Raw genomic sequence first — 16422 nt, 5'->3', positions numbered from 1 at the left:
CCGCCTTTTTCATGTCCGAAGGTCTGGCGAAGGTCTGGCAATGATGCCGGCAGGGTGCCGGCGCGCAGATGCGCCGCGCGGCGGTGGCCGGGATTGGGGCCGCTTCAGGCCGCCTTCACCACCCGCGCCAGCGCGCAGAAGCCTTCGAGCGAAACCTGTTCGGCGCGGTCGGTGGGCTTGAGCCCGGCGGCCATCAGCCGATCCTCGATGTCGGGTGCCACGCCCTTGAGCGAGGCGCGCAGCATCTTTCGGCGCTGGTTGAAGGCCGCCGCCACCACCCGCGAGAGCGTCGCCGCATCGGCCGGGAAGCGCGGCTCGGGCAGGGCGGTGAGATGCACCACCGCGGAATGGATCTTGGGCGGCGGGGTGAAGGCCTCGGGCGGCAGGCTCATCACGATCCGCGCCTCGCTGCGCCACTGGGCCAGGATCGCCAGCCGCCCGTAGGCCTTGGAGCCGGGCTCGGCCACGATCCGCTGCGCCACCTCCTTCTGGAACATCAGCGTCAGGCTTTCCCAGAACGGCGGCCAGTCCTTCGGCGTGAGCCAGCGCACCAGAAGCTCGGTGCCCACGTTGTAGGGCAGGTTCGCCGCCACGCGGATCGGCGGGGTGAGATGGCTGAGCGGATCCACCTCCAGCGCATCGCCGTTGATCACTTCCAGCCGGCCAGGATAGGCGGCGGCGATCTCCTGCAGCGCGGGCAGACAGCGGCTGTCCTTCTCGATGGCCAGCACCTTTCGCGCGCCTTCCGCCAGCAGGCCGCGCGTCAGCCCGCCGGGGCCGGGGCCGATCTCCAGCACGTCGCAGGCGTGCAGATCGCCGGCCTGCCGCGCGATCTTGGCGGTGAGGTTGAGATCCAGAAGGAAGTTCTGGCCAAGCGATTTCTTGGCCCGCAGCCCGTGGGTGTCGATCACCTTGCGCAGCGGGGGGAGGGCATCAAGCTGGGCCATGGGGGGCTCCTTTCGCGCGGGCCTGCGCAAGGCGCTGCGCAAGGCTCAGGGCTTCGATCAGGCTCGACGGGTTGGCGCGCCCGGTTCCGGCGATGTCGAAGGCGGTTCCGTGGTCGGGCGAGGTGCGGATGAAGGGCAGGCCGAGGGTGACGTTGACGCCGCGGTCGAAATCCAGCGTCTTGATCGGGATCAGCGCCTGATCGTGATACATGCAGATCGCCGCGTCGTAGCCGGCGCGGGCGGCGGGATGGAACATGGTGTCGGCCGAAACCGGGCCCTGCACGTCCATGCCTTCGGCGCGAAGCCGCGCGGCGACGGGGGCGATCACCTCGATCTCCTCCCGGCCCATCGCCCCGCCTTCGCCGGCGTGCGGGTTGAGCCCGGCCAGCCGCAGGCGCGGGGCGGGCAGGCCGAAATCGCGGCGCAGGGCGGCATGGGTGATGCGCAGGGTTTCTTCCAGAAGCTCCGGCGTGAGCGCTGCGGGCACGTCCTTCAGCGCGATGTGGATCGTCACCGGGACAACGCGCAGCGCCGGGCTCGCGAGCATCATCACCACGCGCGGAACGCCGGCCAGGTGGGCGAGGAATTCGGTGTGGCCGGGAAAGGCGAAGCCCGCGCCGTCCTTCAGCGCCTTCTTGTGGATCGGGTTGGTGCAGAGCGCCGCCGCCGCGCCCTGCTGCACCAGCTCCACGCCGCGCTCGATGGCGGCGATCACGCCGGCGGCATCCGCCGGGTCCGGGGCGCCGGGGCGGCTGTCACCGGGAAAGGCGAGCGGCAGCACGGGCAGGGCGGTGGCGCAGGCGCGCGCGGCCTGCGCGGGGGCATCGATCCGCGCCACCGGTGTTCCCGCCGGCAGATGACGCGGATCGCCGATCAGGAAGAACGGGCACGCCGGCCCGAGCGCCTTCCAGGCGGCGGCAGCGATCTCGGGGCCGATGCCCGCGGGATCGCCGCAGGTCAGGGCGATCGGCGGCAGGCTCACGGGAAGCGGATCACGGCGTCGGAGCGCAGCTGCGCGATGTAGCTGGCCGCGTAGGACACGAGGCGGGCGTTCACCAGTTCGCGGCGGATGTCGGCACGGTTGACCTCGTCGCCCAGTTCCGGCGTGCGGCCGCAGAGCATGAGGAACACCAGCGTCTGGCCGTTGTTGCGGGTGAGCGCGGTGGAGACTTCGCCCGGATCCATGTCATCGAGTTCGCGGCGGATGTCGGCGGGCACCTCGGCTTCGGGCAAGGCTTCGATGCGCAGCGCTTCCGGCGCCTTGCCCTTGTTGACGCCGTAGAGATCGTCGCAGGTGTCCACCTCCTCGCGGATGCGCGCGGCCTGCCTGAGGCCTTCCTCGCTGCGGCCGCCGGCAATGAAATACTGCGCGAATTCCACGGTGAACTTCTGCGCCGCGGAGGCGCTCACCTCCTGCTTGTCGCGCAGCTGGAACAGCACGATCGCGTTGGGGACCTGGATCGGATCGGTGATTTCACCGGGGCGCAGCGCGAGGATCTGCGGCGCGATCTGGGGCGGCAGGCTGGAGATCGAGCGCCAGTCCAGGCGGCCGCCGTTGGCGCGGGAGGGGGCGACGGAATACTGCGAAGCGGCGGCGGAAAACTCGGAGACAGAACGGATCTGGCGCAGCTGCGGCAGGATCGCCGCGGTGCGCTCCTGGAATTCGGGCGCCGTGGGCAGCACGATTTCAGACAGCAGCACGCGCACGCCGCCGCCGCCGGTGGAATAGGCCAGCGCGCGGTCGATCTCGGCTTCCGTCACCTGCGAACGCGGGCCGAAGAGGCCGCGGATCAACTCGCGCCACACGAGGCCCGAGGCCACGAAATCGCGCACCGTCTGCGGCGCCACGCCGGCCTTGGAAAGCTCGGCGAGGAACTGCTCCCCCGTCAGGTTGGCGCGGCTGGCGAATTCGTCGATGCCGCGCGCGATCTCCTCGTCGCTGGCGGACAGGTTGAACTGCGCGGCGGCCTGGGATTGCAGGCGATCCTCGATGAGCCGCTCCAGCGCCTCTTCCCGCAGGTCGCCCGGCGTGCCGAGCACCTCCAGGAAGCGGATGCGCTGTTCAAGCTCGAAGCGGGTGACGACGCCGTCGTTCACGTAGGCCACCGGCGAGAACGGGCTCTGCGCGGCGGCAGGGGCCGCGAACGCCAGCAGCGGTGACAGGATCAGGAGAAGGGCGCGGGAAAAACGTTTCAATGCTCTGCTCTTTCTTTGGAACCGCCTAGTAGCACTCGCGAACCGATTGACGCCGGTTGTTCTCACCGAACCCCAGCAAGGTGACTTGTAGCCCGACACTCGTGGACGGGTCCACATTAGATGACGAGGTGAACCGGCGCGACAGGGAAAGATCGACGCTGATGCATTCATTCACGTATTCCAGCCCAACCCCGGCGCGCGCGGCACTGCCTTCCACGAAATCGTAGCGCCAGTCCACCTTGCCGATCCAGTTGCGGGCGAAGCGATACTCGGCGTCCATCGTCCATTCGGAGGTGTCATCGAACCGTGACTGGCTGGCATCCTCTACCATCCAGACGTAGCTCGACGACAGCAGAACGTCGTCGTTCACCCAGCTGACGCGAGTTTCGTTCTTGGTGAATTCGAAGGCGCTGTTGAACAGGGCCCGGTTGATGAGGCTCAGGTTGTTGGGGAAGGTGACGCTCGCGGCAGCCAGCCAATCGCTTTCCGTGCCCGAAAGCCCGGAGCCGGTGGAGAAGCCGTTCACGTCGGTGTCGCGGAATATCTTGCCCACGGTCACGCCGAGCGTCCAGCCGTCCGGATCGTAACGCGTCCAGTTGGCGCCGATGTTGGCGCGGAATCCGCGTTCGTAGCGGTCGAATCCGGGAAAGCGCGAAAGCGAGAACAGGTTGCCTTCGTCGAACTCCACCCGCGTGGAGACCTCGTTGGGCACGTCGGCGGCGGAGGTGTCCGTCCAGAGAAGCTGCGCCACGGGCTCCAGCGAATGCACCACGCCGCTGGATTCGCTCTTCATGAAGGGCCAGCGCAGTTCCACGCCCGCCGTGGGCGTCAGGTGCAGCTGGGCCTCATCGTAGCTGGAATCCTGGTTGACGAGGTAATAGTCGGCATTGGCGGCGCCGATGGCCTTCACCAGCATCCCGTTGTTCAGATCCCAGGTGCGCTGCCAATCCATCTGCAGGCTGGCGCGTGCCATGTCCCGGCCGGTGGGGCCGTCGGTGTCGGAGGTGCGCATGAAGCCCTGGCCGTCGAAGGCCGTCGTCAGTGTGCCGCCGAACAGCGAGGGGGTGAAGCGGCGCTCGTAGGTGAGTTCGACGACCTCGGTGGGGATCTCATCGTTCTGCTCGCTGTCGCGCAACGAGCGGTAGTGGGTGTAGTTCGTCGAGAAGTAGGTATCACGCCGGGTGCGCGCCAATTCGACGGTGCTTTCGAGGCGGTCGGTGTCGGAATAATCATATTCCAGCAGGTAGGCCTTGTCGGAGGTGATCTCGATGTCGAAGTTGAAGACGAAATCGTTGCGCAGCCCGATGGAGCCGTCCGCGAAGAGATAGCCGCGCCAGTCGCCGGGGCGGATGTCATCGCGGGTGATGGCGCCGTTGACCTCGATGTCGCCCGCGTTCAGCGCCTGGCGGTAGCGGAACTGGAGCGTGCGCGTGTTGGTGGTGATCAGGGGCGAGATGGTCAGGTCTTTGTCCTCGCCGATGGCAAGGAAATAGGGCAGTTCGATCCCCTGGCCGACGATGGAATCCGAACGGATCGTCGGGATGAGGAACCCGTTGGCCCGCTCCAGAGTCGGATCGGGCAGGCGCAGGCGGGGAAGGTAGGCGATGGGCACGCCGGCCACCTCCAGCCGCGCATCGGTGAAGTAGAGCTGGCGCTCCAACTCGTCGTGGATCACCTCGCGGGCACGGATCTGCCAGAGCGGCACCGGATCCGCGGCGCAGACCTTGCAGCTTGAAGCCACCGTATTGCCCAGCCGCGTGTATCGGCCGTCGATGCGGCGGACTTCGGCGGCGGCCAGTTGCAACTGCTGATCCAGCACCAGCCGGGCGCTCTTCAGGAGGCCGTTGCGCAACTCGGCGTCCATCTCGGCGGCGCTGGCGAGCAGCGTCGCGGTGTCGCCGTAGTACACGGTGATCGGCCCCTCGATGGTGAGCTTTTCGGTGGTGGCATCATAGGTGATGCCGGAGGCCTTCAGCTGCGCATCCTCGTAGAAGACCTCCACGTTGCCGCGGGCGCGCACCACGTTGTTGCCGTCCAGCGCCACGCTGTCGGCGATCAGGGTGGCGGCCGGCTGCTCCAGGCCATCCTCCGGGCTGGCCGACTGGGCGTGCAGGGCGGGGGCGGTGCCGCAGAGAAATGCGGAAACGAGGGCAAGGGTGAAGGCGCTGCGCATCAGCCGTCCTCCAGGTGCAGGATGAGCCCGAGGGCGAGGCAGATGCCGGCGACGGGCGGCGTCCAGGCGGCGACCCCGATGGGGATCTGGCCGCTTTCCCCCAGCACTTGAGCGAAGTTGCGGATGAAGAACAGCCCGAAGCCCATGAGGATGGCCGCCAGCACCATGATGCCGGTGCGGCCGAAGCGGGTGTGGCGCATGGTGAAGGCCGCGCCGATCAGCACCATGGCGGCGAGAAAGAGCGGCGAAGCCAGTTCCATGTGGAACCAGACCTGGTGCTGGCGCGGGGAGAAGCCCGCGTTCTTGAGGCTGTTGATGAAGCGGGGCAGATCCCAGATCGGGATCGCGCTGGGGGTGCCGAAACTGTCGCGGATCTGCTGGCGCGTGAGGTTTGAGGCGAGATCGAGCGTCTCGTAGGTGCGCGCGTCGCGCTCCGGGTTGTCGGTGGTGGAGAGCGACCACACCTTGGCGTTCTGCAAGGCCCAGCGGCCTGCGGAGAGCGCCGCCTCCTCGGCTTCGATCCGTTCCTTCGGCGTGCCGTCGGTGTCGAAGGAGATGAATGTGACCCCGCGCAGAAGCGTGCCGTCGAGATTGCTTTCGGCAGCGCGGATCACCGTCTGCCCTTCGGAATTGCCCTGCCGCAGCCAGAGCCCCTCGTTGGAGATCGAAAGCACGCTGCGCTCGCCGCTCCTGTAGCTGTTTTCCAGCAGTTCGTAGCGCTTCTGGGTGCCGGCGACGATCGGGTTCAGCACCGCCACCGAGAAACAGCCCAGCAGCAGGGCCGCGATCACCGGCGAGATCAGGCTCACCACCGCCGACCGCCCGGCCGCGCGGGTCACCACCAGTTCGGAGGAGCGGGCGAGGCTGAGGTAGAGCGCGAGCGTGGCGAGGATCACGATCAGCGGCAGGATCTGGTAAAGACCCGCCGGAAGCCGCAGCAGCGAAAGCTCGAAGATCTCGCCGAAGGGCACGTCTTTCCCGCCGAACTTGCGCAGCTGCTCCACCATGTCGAACATCTGCATCAGCACCGTGAAGGCGAAGCCCACGATCAGGACGTAACGCATGAAACGGCGGGCGAAATAGAGGTGCAGGATCATGCCGCGCGCCTCCGCGCCGACAGCAGCCCCGGCTTGGTGGAGATCCACAGAAGCAGGTAGGTGGCGCCCAGCCCCACCAGCGGCGCGACATACATCACCGGCCAGGCCTCGGGCGCGCGGCGCGCGATGTCGGCCATCGCGTTGTCGATCGTCTTGAGCACCACCAGCAGCACCACGGCCCCCACGATCTGCTTCCAGATCCCGAAGCGCGAATAGCCGCCCACCAGCAGGCAGGCAAAGCCCGTCGTCACCGCCACCAGCGCCAGAAGCCCCTGGCTGATGCGTTCGTTGGCCTCCTGCAGGAAATCCGCCACCGTCCGGTCGGTCTCCTCGAGAAGCTCGGGCGCGAGGGAGAACAGCTCCATCGTGCTCAGTTCGCGCAGCTTGCGCCGGCCCGGATCGCTGTCGGGCACCAGCGCCCCGATATCGAACACGAAATCCTCGAACCGGGTGGTGGACAGGGTGTTCTGCCGCGCGTCCAGCGTCTGGGCCATGCCGTCGAACATCAGAAGCTTCGGGCCGGTGTCCTCGCGCACGAGGAGCGCCAGCTTGGCGGTATAGGTCGTCTGCAGTTCGGGCTTGCGGGCATCGGTGAGGAAGATGTCCTGCAGCTCGCCGTTGGCCGAGATCTCCCGGATGTAGAAGGTGACCCCGTTCGTGGGATGCATGAAGGTGCCTTCCACCAGCAGCCCCGCGGCCACGTTCTCGGCGATCTCGGCGGTGCGCAGCGAGAGCTGCCGCACCGAGCTGGGCACCAGGAAATGGGTCAGCACGCTGACCAGCAGGAAGACGATGAAGCCGAAGGCGAAGACGCCCCGCGCCAGCCGGTAGGGGCTGAAGCCGGTGGATTGCACCACCACCAGTTCGCTCTCCGTCGAGAGCCGGTTGGTGACGTAGACCGTGGCCACGAAGGCGGAGATCGGCAGCACCAGCCGGATCACGTTGGGCAGCGCAAGGGCGGAGAATTCGAGGAAGACGATGGCGGACTGGCCGTTGGAGATCAGCGTATCGAACAGCGATACCGCCCGGTTGATCCAGTAGACCAGCACCAGGACAAGCGAGAAGAACCCGAACAACGTCAGCAATTGCGACAGGAAATATCTGTCGAATTTACCCACTGCCGTGCCCCTTGCCTTGCCTTTGTTGGGGGGCAAACTAACGGATTTGAAGGGCAGGTAAAACTGCTATCTGGCGTCTTTGCGCCCGGGCCGTTAACACTGGCGGCAGATCGCGCAACCCGCGCAAAGGAGATGATGATGACCCCGACCGCGACCATTGATTTCAAGGAAGTCGAGCTTGATGCCATCGCCGGCGCCGAAGGCGGCGTGGCGGTGCTGCTGGGCACCGAGGGCACGATGGATCAATGCGCCCGCCGCGTGAACCGCCTGACCAAGGGCGCGCTGGCACGTCTGGCCGAGAGCGAATCCTTCGAAAAGATGAAGGAAGGCGAAGCCGTTGTGCTGTCCTTCCCGCAGGGGCTCGCCGCCGAGAAGCTGACCGTGGTGAAGCTGGACCGCCGCGCCAAGCCCGACGTGGCCCGCAAGGCCGGCGCCGCGCTCGGCAAGGGCCACGGCAAGGCGCCGCTGCTGGTGCTGGCGGGCAACCTCGTGCAGGCGGCGGAGCTGTCCTTCGGGCTGGCGCTGCGGGCCTATGAGTTCAGCGATCACAAGAGCAAGCCGGCCGATCCGCTGGGCACGGTGACCTTCATGGTTGCCAAACCCGAGGAAGTGGCGGCCAAGGCCGCGCCGATGGCGGCGGTGGCCGAGGGCGTCTTCTTCACCCGCGATCTCGTGAACGAGCCTTCCAACGTGCTCACAACTTCCGATTTCGCCGCCCGCCTCGCGGCGATGCAGGAGCTGGGGCTCGAGGTCGAGATCCTCGAAGAGGACGAACTGGAAAAGCTGGGCTTCCGCACGCTGCTGGCCGTGGGGCAGGGCTCGGAAAGCCCCTCCAAGGTCGTGGTGATGCAGTGGAAGGGCGGCGGCGATGAAAAGCCCTTCGCGCTCGTGGGCAAGGGCGTGGTCTTCGACACCGGTGGCATCTCGATCAAACCGGCCGCCGGCATGGAAGACATGACGATGGACATGGGCGGCGCGGGCACGGTGGCCGGCGTGATGCGCACGCTGGCGCTGCGCAAGGCCAAGGCCAACGTGGTGGGCATCGTCGGCCTCGTGGAGAACATGCCCGACGGCAAGGCCACGCGCCCCGGCGACGTGGTGAAATCCATGAAGGGCGACACGGTCGAGATCATCAACACCGATGCCGAAGGCCGCCTCGTGCTGGCCGATTGCCTCTGGTATGCGCAGGAGCGCTTCGAGCCCTCCGGTGTGATCGATCTCGCCACCCTGACCGGCGCCATCATCATCGGGCTCGGTCACGAGAACGCGGGCGTCTTCTCCAACGACGATGCGCTCTGCAACGCCTTCCTGAAGGCCGCCGGCCAGGAGGGCGAAGGCGCCTGGCGCCTGCCGATGGGGCAGGCCTACGACGACATGCTCAAGAGCCGGATCGCCGACATGAAAAACGTCGGCACCCGCGCGGCGGGCTCGATCACCGCGGCCCAGTTCCTGCAGCGCTTCGTCAAGGACGGCACCCCCTGGGTCCACCTCGACATCGCGGGCACGGCCTCGGTGAAGAGCGAAACCACGCTGGCGCCCGCCGGGGCCACGGGCTGGGGCGTGATGGCGCTGGACCGGCTGATCCGCAACAGCTTCGAGGCGGAGTGAACCCGGCGTGGGGGCCGTCTACTTCTACCACCTGACCCGCAGCCCGGTGGAGGAGACCCTGCCGATGCTGCTGGGCAAGGCCCGGCAGGCCGGATGGCGCGTGCTGGTGCGCGGGCGGGATGAGAACCGCCTGCGCTGGCTGGACGAACGGCTCTGGGCCGGGCCGGAGGAAAGCTTCTTTCCCCACGGGCTGGCCGGCGGCCCCCACGACGCCCTGCAGCCGGTGCTTCTGGCGACGGAGGCCGTGCCCGGCGACGGTTTCACCTGCGTGATGTCCATCGATGGGGCGGATCTGAGCGCCGAAGAGGTGCAGGCCAGCGAACGCGCCTGCATCCTGTTCGACGGCACCGACCCGGATGCCAAGGCCCACGCACGGGTGCAGTGGAAATCCCTGACGGACGCCGGCTGCGCGGCAAAATACTGGTCCCAGGAAGACGGCACCTGGCAGATGAAGGCCGAATCCGGCAAGTGAGGGCGCCGTCAGCCTTGCCGGCGGGCCGATGCGCGGTGGCGCAAGGGGGCCGCGAGCGAGCCGGCGAAGGCCGCCGTCAGCCAGAGGCTCAGCAGAGCCTTTGAAACCGGCTCCATCGTGCCCTCGATCAGCAGCGCATGGGCCACGGTGCCGCCGATCACCACGGCCGCAAGCCCGAGGTGTGCCACCCGCCACAGCCGCCAGCGCAGCCGCAGCGGCTTGCGCAGGGCGGTGATGGCCGCGCTCAGAAGAAGCGCCACCATGGCCAGCAACCCCCAGGTGGAAAACGGCGTCGGCGAGCGCAGCAGGAACACGTCGATCACGTCGGGCGGGCTGGTGATCCAGAGCCCGGCCACGTGCAGCAGCAGGCAGAGCAGCAGCAGCGCGCCGATGATCCGGTGCAGCCGGCGGCCCCGGAAGCCGCCCAGGCCGGGCAGCCGGCCCGTCGCCAGCAGCGGCTGGAGCGGCATCAGCGCCATGGCGAGCACGCCGGTGGCGCCGGCCGCGATGTAGACAGGATCGCGCCATTGCAGCAGCGGGCTGGCCAGCGAAAGCACCACGGGCACCGCCGAGAGCACGAGCACGGCCAGCCAGATCAGCGCGGCGCGCATGGCGTCAGGCCGGCTCCAGCACGAAATGGGCCTCAAGGGAGGTATCTTTCGGGCTGGCCATCAGGGGGCGCAGGAAGACCGTCTTGAACCCGTCCCCTTCATAGGCGAGGTGGCCGTGGGCCTGCCCGAAGGCGGGTACGATCTGGGGCATTTCAAGCCGGAACAGGCCGTCTGCGTCCGTCAGGGTCGCGCCGTGGCTGTGCCAGTCGCGCTCGTGGCCTTCGGTGGTATGGGCCCAGATCTGGATGCGCTGGCCGGGCAGGGGGGCGCCGTCGCCCGCGCGGCGCACGCTGCCGCTCATCCAGAAGCCGCCCCCGCCGATGCGCTCCACGATGGGCGCGCCGGGGCGATAGTTGTTGGCGCCGCCGCGCATCGTCGGCGTGGGGGCAAGCCCCTTGGCGCGGGCGGGAACGACCAGCCCGGAAGCGGCGAGTAGGGCCGCCGCGCCGGAGGCGGCGAGCAAGGTGCGGCGGGGGAAACGGGTGTCGGGCATCGGGGCCTCCGAAGTTTGATGAGCGGCGGGTGACTTGGTGAGACGACATAGACCGGCACGGGGAGTTTAACATCTCCTTGCCGTTTTGCCCTCGGCGAAAGCCGCCTGCCGCGCCTCACGGGCGCCCACGTTCGCGTGAGTCAGCGGGCGGCATGGGTCTCGGCGGGCATCTGGCCCGAGATTTCGAGAATGAGCTTGCGCCGGATCGCCTCGGCGAGATCCTCCTCGTTTCGCGCCGTCACCACGAAGGCCCCCGGCCCGCCGATGATGCGCTCCTCGTATTCCTCGGCGAGATCGGGATAGCGCGCGGGGCTGTCGCAGAAGCGGCAGAGGATGGGCAGGCCGTTGATCGTGATCCCGGCGGCCACCACCTCCTGCCGCGCGGCCTCCACCGGCGGGCCGGAAAAGCTGTTGGGGCTGTCGCCGGAGAAATCGATCACCCGGCGCCAGCCCTTGAAATCGTTCTGCTCGATCAGACGCTTGGCATCCAGCAAGGCGCCGCCGATGGCGTTGCGCCCGAAGGCCTGCCGGGGCGGCGGCAGCAGCGCTTCGGCGAAGGCGCGGGCGCTGCGCTCTCCGTCGATCCGCGTCCAGCCCACCACCACCGCCGTGTTGGCGGCCCATTCCACGTAGGTGACGGCGATGGCGCGATAGGCCGTGCGCTCGATCGCGGCGAGCACGCGCGGATCCGTCAGCGCCTCGGCATAGCCCTGCCGCTGGAAAGCGATCTCGGCATCCGAGATCGAGCCGGAGGCATCGGCCAGCAGAACGAGTTCCACCTCCACCTCCTCGGCGAAAGCCGGGGTGGCGAAGATCATCCAGACGGCCAGCAGCAAGCGCATGACGGAGCCTTCCGCAAAAAGTGGGACCACCCGAAAGGGTAGGGCGCAGGCGCCGCGCGGCGAGCCGGTGGGTCAGGCCGGCAGGCGGATGTCGAAGCGGGCGCGGATGCGGGCATCGAGCGCCGGATCGAAGCGCGCCGCGGAAGGCTCCGCGAGGATGGCCTCCTTGCGCGCGGTGGCATTGGCCAGCAGATCGGGCCTGCCCAACTCCTCCCATTCCTTCGGGCTGGTGCGGTCGGCCAGCGCCGGGTAGACGTATTCCGTCTGCATCAGCCCGAGCGTCTGGGCGGAGCCGAGGTAGTGGCCGGGGCCGTCCAGGCAGGTGGCGCGGATCACCTCGAGACCGCAGGTTTCCTCCGTCACCTCGATCCCGCGCACGCAGCGCAGGGCCTGCCCGATCAGATCGTCACCCAGGATCAGGCTTTCGTGGCAGAAGCCCAGGATCGAGGCGTGCATCCCGGCGGCCTCGTAGATCATGTTCAGCCCCGACAGCCCCGCCATGACGTTGGAGGTCGCCTGTTCCCAGCCGGCCTGCATGTCGGGCAGCTTGGCATCGGCGATGCCCGCGGCCGCCCCGCCGGGCAGGCCGTAGAAGTGGTGCATCTGCGCGCAGCCCGCCGTGAGCAGCGCCTGCTCGCCCGAGCCGCCCGACATCGCGCCCGTGCGCAGGTCCGACACGAAGGGCCAGGTGCCGAAGATCGCCGGATGCCCCGGCGCGATGGCATTGACGTAGACGATCCCGGCAAGGCATTCCGCGACCGCCTGCACGATGGCGCCGGCGATGGGGGCGGGGGCCGTGGCCCCGGCCTGCCCGGCCGACAGCAGCAGCACCGGCATCCCGGCGGCGATGACCTTCTCCATCACCTGGCAGCTTTCGGTGGCGAATTTCATCGGGGGCACCACGAAGCAGTTGGAATTGCTCACGAAGGGGCGCGCGCGCCAGGCGTCCTCGCCGCCGGCGATCTCGTGCAGGAGCGCGATGCATTGATCCACGGTGCCCGGCTCCACGAAACTCGTGCCGACGTGCTTCGTCGTGCCCGCGCAGCAGGCGTAGAGCGTGTTCAGATCGAGGCTCTGGTTGTCGGGCATGTCGCGCGCGACCATGGGCCGTTGCAGGAAGTGGATGTTGTCGAGCCTGTCGGCGATGCGCGCGGCATCGTGCAGATCCTGAAGCGTGGAGTCGCGGTAGGAGCGCCCGGACACGTCCACCATATGCACCGCCGCGCCCGCGGTGCCGTAGTGCACGCGGTTGCCGGAAAGCGTCAGGTCGTGGGCCGGTTCCCGCCCGCAGAGCGTGATGTCGCGCGCGGCCTTGGCCAGCATGTCCTCTACCAGCGCGCGGGGATAGCGCAGCCGGCCATCCGTGCCGAGTTCGGCGCCGGCCTGCACCATGATCTCGACGCCGGAGGGCGGCGCATCGGCCAGACCGATCTGTTCGAGCGCATCCAGCGCCGCGCCGTGGATGCGGGCCACGTCGGCCTCGGTGAGCGGGGCGTAGCGGCCGCCGGGCATCCCGGCACGGATCGGGCGAAGGGCTTCGGCAAGGGGGGCCGCGCGGGCGGCGCGGCGGGCGGAACGTCCGCCGGAGCGGCGGGAGACAGAGGCTGTCATGGGCGGAAAACTCTTTCAGGTCGGCGACTTCAGGGGCGAAGGTCAGGTGGCGTATGCCACCGGGCGCCCCCGCGCCGCGCGCCCACGTTCCGCGCCGATCGTGCGCACCACCAGTGCGATCTGGCAGTCTTCGTCCTGAACCTTGGACCCTGACGCTATGGCGGACGGCTGTCTCATGACGCCAAGTGGGCCTTGGCGCGGCCCGCGCTGTCGCGCCTGTTTGCGGCAGGATGTCGTTTTCGGCCCATCGCGGGCGCGCTCTCAGTCCTCCTGCCCGGCACCGGCCTTGAGCAGGGCATCGGCCTCGGCGCCCGGCAGCATCCCCGAAAGCGCGGTGAAATCGCCGCCGTCGAACATCGCCCGCCCGGCATCGTGGATCACGCGGTGGGTGAGCCGCGCCAGCGCCGAGCCGAGCGAGATCCGGGCCACGCCCAGCGCGCCGAACTCCGCCAGTGAAAGCTGCGACAAAGGCCCGACCGCCAGGGCATTCACCGGCTTGCGCGTGGCGCGGCACACCTGCGCCAGCGCCTCCGGCCCGCCGGGCAAGGGCACGTAGAGCCCGTCGGCCCCGGCTGCGTCGAAGGCGCGGATGCGCCGCAGCGCCTCGTCAAGGCCGTAGGTGCCGTTCATAACGCCATCGGCCCGCGCCACCAGCATGAAATCCCGCCCCAGAGCGCGCGCCGCCGCCGCCCCGGCGCGGATGCGTTCCGCCGCGAGGTCCGGCGCGTATGCCGCGCTGTCCGGCAGGGCGGTGTCCTCGATGCAGATCCCCGCCAGCCCGATCTCGCCCGCAAGCCGCACGGTCTCGGCCACCGCATCCGGGCTGTCGCCGAAGCCGTTCTCGAAATCCCCGCTGACGGGCAGATCCACCGCCGCCATCAGATCCTGCGCATGGGCCAGCGCCTCGTCGCGGCTCACCGTGCCCATGTCGGGGCGGCCCAGCGTGAAGGCATGGGCCGCGGAAGAGGTGGCGATGGCCTGGGCGCCGAGCGCGGCCAGCATCCGCGCCGAGCCCGCATCCCAGGCATTGGCGAGGATGAAGGGCTGGCCCGGCACGTGCAGGGCCCGGAACCGGGCGGCTAGATCGCGTCGCATGTGGCGCACTCCCTTGCGAATTCCATCAGGGTGGAGAGGGCTTCGGCGAAGGCCGCGTCCTCGACGGTCATGGCCACCCGCAGGTGGCCCGCGGCGCAGGTGCCGAAGCTTTCGCCCGGCATCACCGCGATCCGGTGCCGCTCCAGCAGGGCCTCGGCGAAGGCTTCGCCCGATAGCCCCGTGGCCCGGATGTCGAGCATCAGATACATCGCCCCGCCCGCCGGGATCAGCCGCACGATGTCCTGCCCGGCCAGCAGGCCCAGCGCGATCTCCCTTCGGCGCCGGAAGGGGGCGGCGATGGCCTCTTCAAGCCGTGTGCCTTGCCGCAGCGCATGGAGCGCGGCGTCCTGGATGAAGCCGGGTACGCCATAGGTGGTATGCGTGGCGAGGTTGGCGAGATGGGAAATCGCGTCCGGCGGGCCGACGATCCAGCCGATCCGGCTGCCCGTCATCGCGTGGCTCTTGGACATCGAGCCGATCACCAGCGTGCGCTCGGCCATGCCCGGCAGGCTGCGCGGGCTCAGGTGCCGCCCCTCCCAGACCTGCGTGTCATAGACCTCGTCGCTCACCAGCCAGAGATCGCGCGCCCGGCAGACCTCGGCGATACCGGCCAGCGTCTCGGGGGAGTAGACGACGCCCGTGGGATTGTTGGGCGTGTTGATGAGCAGGCTGCGCGCGCCCTCGGCCCTTGCGTCGATCTCCGCGGGGCGGGGCTGGAACTGATCGCGCGAACGCGCCGGCACCGCCACCGGCTCGGCCCCGGCCCCGCGCAGGGTGCCGGGGTAGGTGGCGTAGTAAGGATCGATGAACAGCGCCCTGTCGCCCGGCGCGCAGGTGGCCATGTGGGCGGCGAAGAGCGCGGCCTGCCCGCCGGGCGTGACGAGCACGTTTTCCGGCCCCGTCGGCACCCCGGTGCGCGCGGCCACCCGGCGGGCGATCTCGGCCCGCAGCGCCGGCGTGCCCGGCACGGCGGCATAGCCCGTGTGCCCGCCACGGGCGGAGGCATCCATCGCCGCGAGGATCTCCGGATCGGTGCCGATGTCGTGCTCGCCGATGGTGAGTTCCGTCACCGCCTCGCCGCGCGCCACCATGGCGCGCGCCTTTGCAAACAACCCCCAGCCATCGGAGCCGCCGCCCGTCAATCCCGTCAATCGCTTGGAAATCTGCATCGTACCACCCTGATCCCTCGGTCTGGGCAGGAGGCATGGCACGTTGCCAGATGTCAATCCGCCTGCGAATCCGCCCGCTCAGTCGGCCACGTGGGCAGTGCCGCCTGCGCCTTCTTCGTCAGCCCGCCGCGCACGAGCGTGTAGGAAGTCTCCAGCCGGTGGCGCATCTCGTCTTCGGTGGCGGTGCCCCAGGGCACATGCACCCAGCTGCGGTGGAAATAGGGTGCCTTGATCGCGGCGCCCATCTCGATCAGCAGGCTCGCGGTCTCGATGTCGGGCGTCTTCACCGACACCCCGGTATCAGCAACCCCGATGCAGGCAAACATCTTGCCGCCCACCTTCCAGGCGTCATGGCCGCCGCCGAAAGGGTCGGACCACTCCGCACCAGGCAAGGCGGCACAGATAGCAGAGACAAGATCGCGTTCCATGCCGCCACTCTGACGCCGGCGGGCTCATCCGTCCAGTTCCTGCGCGGAATTGCCCAGCAGGTAGCGCGGCCCCGCGCCCTTGGCCTTGATCCGATCCTTCGGGTTGTAGAGCGCGCAATCGGTGAGCGAGAGGCAGCCGCAGCCGATGCAGCCGTCGAGCTTCTCGCGCAGCAGCGTCATCTGCGCGATGCGCGCGTCCAACTCCTTGCGGAACCTGCGCGACAGCCGCGCCCAATCCGCCTTGGTGGGTGCGCGATGCGGGGGCAGGGTGGCCAGGGCGGCACGGATCTCCGCCAGCGAAAACCCGAGGCCTTGAGAAATCATCACGAAGGAGAGCCGCCGGATGTCGGCCCGCGCATAGCGCCGCTGCCCACCCGCCGAGCGCAGCGGGCTCACCAGCCCCTCCGATTCGTAATGCCGGATCGCGCTCGTCGCGAGGCCGGTGCGGGCGGCGATGTCACCGATCGTCAGCCCCCGTGTCTGCAAAGGTCTGTCAGCCATGGGTTTTTTCCGCTTGAGTTGAAGTAAGCTTGAAGAAGTAGCCTTGTTTCTGTTGAAAATC

17 protein-coding genes are annotated in these 16422 nt (G+C 68.7%); 2 read left to right on the top strand and 15 right to left on the bottom strand.

Going from position 1 to position 16422, the window contains the following annotated elements; all coding sequences use genetic code 11:
• Positions 1–104: 104 nt before the first annotated feature.
• The 6 genes from rsmA to lptF are packed head-to-tail and all read right to left on the bottom strand — an operon-like array spanning position 105 to position 7531.
• A complete protein-coding gene (gene rsmA / locus PSA7680_RS00530) occupies positions 105–947 on the bottom strand; it encodes a 16S rRNA (adenine(1518)-N(6)/adenine(1519)-N(6))-dimethyltransferase RsmA (RefSeq protein ID WP_085866710.1) in 843 nt (280 codons plus the stop codon).
• Positions 934–1923 (bottom strand): 4-hydroxythreonine-4-phosphate dehydrogenase PdxA, encoded by a 990-nt coding sequence (gene pdxA / locus PSA7680_RS00525; protein ID WP_370738515.1) that lies wholly within the window; start codon positions 1921–1923, stop codon positions 934–936. Before pdxA ends, rsmA begins: the two co-directional genes overlap by 14 nt.
• A gap of 2 nt (positions 1924–1925) precedes the next feature.
• Positions 1926–3143, bottom strand: a complete 1218-nt coding sequence (locus PSA7680_RS00520) for a peptidylprolyl isomerase (protein WP_245824403.1) — start codon at positions 3141–3143, stop codon at positions 1926–1928.
• 25 nt (positions 3144–3168) lie between these two features.
• Positions 3169–5316 (bottom strand): LPS-assembly protein LptD, encoded by a 2148-nt coding sequence (locus tag PSA7680_RS00515; protein ID WP_085866707.1) that lies wholly within the window; start codon positions 5314–5316, stop codon positions 3169–3171.
• Positions 5316–6413 carry an LPS export ABC transporter permease LptG gene (gene lptG, locus PSA7680_RS00510; protein WP_085866706.1) on the bottom strand — a complete coding sequence of 366 codons (1098 nt, stop codon included), beginning with the start codon at positions 6411–6413 and terminating at the stop codon, positions 5316–5318. Before lptG ends, PSA7680_RS00515 begins: the two co-directional genes overlap by 1 nt.
• Entirely contained in the window at positions 6410–7531 is a 1122-nt protein-coding gene (gene lptF, locus PSA7680_RS00505) for an LPS export ABC transporter permease LptF (RefSeq protein WP_085866705.1), read from the bottom strand. Before lptF ends, lptG begins: the two co-directional genes overlap by 4 nt.
• A gap of 138 nt (positions 7532–7669) precedes the next feature.
• Between lptF and PSA7680_RS00500 the strand changes: the two genes are divergently transcribed.
• Both PSA7680_RS00500 and PSA7680_RS00495 read left to right on the top strand, forming a co-directional pair.
• Complete coding sequence (locus PSA7680_RS00500) at positions 7670–9139, top strand: leucyl aminopeptidase (RefSeq protein ID WP_085866861.1); 1470 nt, start codon at positions 7670–7672, stop codon at positions 9137–9139.
• 7 nt (positions 9140–9146) lie between these two features.
• The gene (locus PSA7680_RS00495) at positions 9147–9611 is read left to right on the top strand and encodes a DNA polymerase III subunit chi (RefSeq protein ID WP_085866704.1); all 465 of its coding nucleotides are present in this window, start codon (positions 9147–9149) and stop codon (positions 9609–9611) included.
• Positions 9612–9619: 8 nt separating this feature from the next.
• Here PSA7680_RS00495 and PSA7680_RS00490 read toward each other — a convergent pair whose 3' ends face one another.
• The 9 genes from PSA7680_RS00490 to soxR form a co-directional block, all read right to left on the bottom strand.
• Positions 9620–10258 (bottom strand): ferric reductase-like transmembrane domain-containing protein, encoded by a 639-nt coding sequence (locus tag PSA7680_RS00490; RefSeq protein ID WP_245824402.1) that lies wholly within the window; start codon positions 10256–10258, stop codon positions 9620–9622.
• Complete coding sequence (locus PSA7680_RS00485; protein WP_085866702.1) at positions 10227–10715, bottom strand: peptidase associated/transthyretin-like domain-containing protein; 489 nt, start codon at positions 10713–10715, stop codon at positions 10227–10229. Before PSA7680_RS00485 ends, PSA7680_RS00490 begins: the two co-directional genes overlap by 32 nt.
• A gap of 140 nt (positions 10716–10855) precedes the next feature.
• Complete coding sequence (locus PSA7680_RS00480; protein ID WP_085866701.1) at positions 10856–11557, bottom strand: DUF1194 domain-containing protein; 702 nt, start codon at positions 11555–11557, stop codon at positions 10856–10858.
• Between the two features lie 72 nt (positions 11558–11629).
• Positions 11630–13168, bottom strand: a complete 1539-nt coding sequence (locus PSA7680_RS00475; RefSeq protein ID WP_085866700.1) for a trimethylamine methyltransferase family protein — start codon at positions 13166–13168, stop codon at positions 11630–11632.
• A gap of 42 nt (positions 13169–13210) precedes the next feature.
• Positions 13211–13345: a hypothetical protein gene (locus PSA7680_RS19045; protein WP_275936505.1), complete on the bottom strand. Its 135-nt coding sequence runs from the start codon at positions 13343–13345 to the stop codon at positions 13211–13213.
• A gap of 84 nt (positions 13346–13429) precedes the next feature.
• Positions 13430–14263, bottom strand: a complete 834-nt coding sequence (locus PSA7680_RS00470; protein WP_085866699.1) for an isocitrate lyase/PEP mutase family protein — start codon at positions 14261–14263, stop codon at positions 13430–13432.
• On the bottom strand, positions 14248–15432 hold the full coding sequence (locus PSA7680_RS00465; protein WP_085866698.1) for a pyridoxal phosphate-dependent aminotransferase: 1185 nt from the start codon (positions 15430–15432) through the stop codon (positions 14248–14250). Before PSA7680_RS00465 ends, PSA7680_RS00470 begins: the two co-directional genes overlap by 16 nt.
• A gap of 53 nt (positions 15433–15485) precedes the next feature.
• A complete protein-coding gene (locus tag PSA7680_RS00460; protein WP_085866697.1) occupies positions 15486–15860 on the bottom strand; it encodes an MmcQ/YjbR family DNA-binding protein in 375 nt (124 codons plus the stop codon).
• A gap of 24 nt (positions 15861–15884) precedes the next feature.
• Complete coding sequence (gene soxR / locus PSA7680_RS00455) at positions 15885–16361, bottom strand: redox-sensitive transcriptional activator SoxR (RefSeq protein WP_085866696.1); 477 nt, start codon at positions 16359–16361, stop codon at positions 15885–15887.
• Positions 16362–16422: the final 61 nt, after the last annotated feature.

Origin of the sequence: Pseudoruegeria aquimaris (assembly GCF_900172235.1) — a bacterium.
GTDB lineage: Bacteria > Pseudomonadota > Alphaproteobacteria > Rhodobacterales > Rhodobacteraceae > Pseudoruegeria > Pseudoruegeria aquimaris.
Note: the sequence above shows the minus strand (reverse complement) of the source record. Positions and strands in the feature narration are given on the sequence as shown.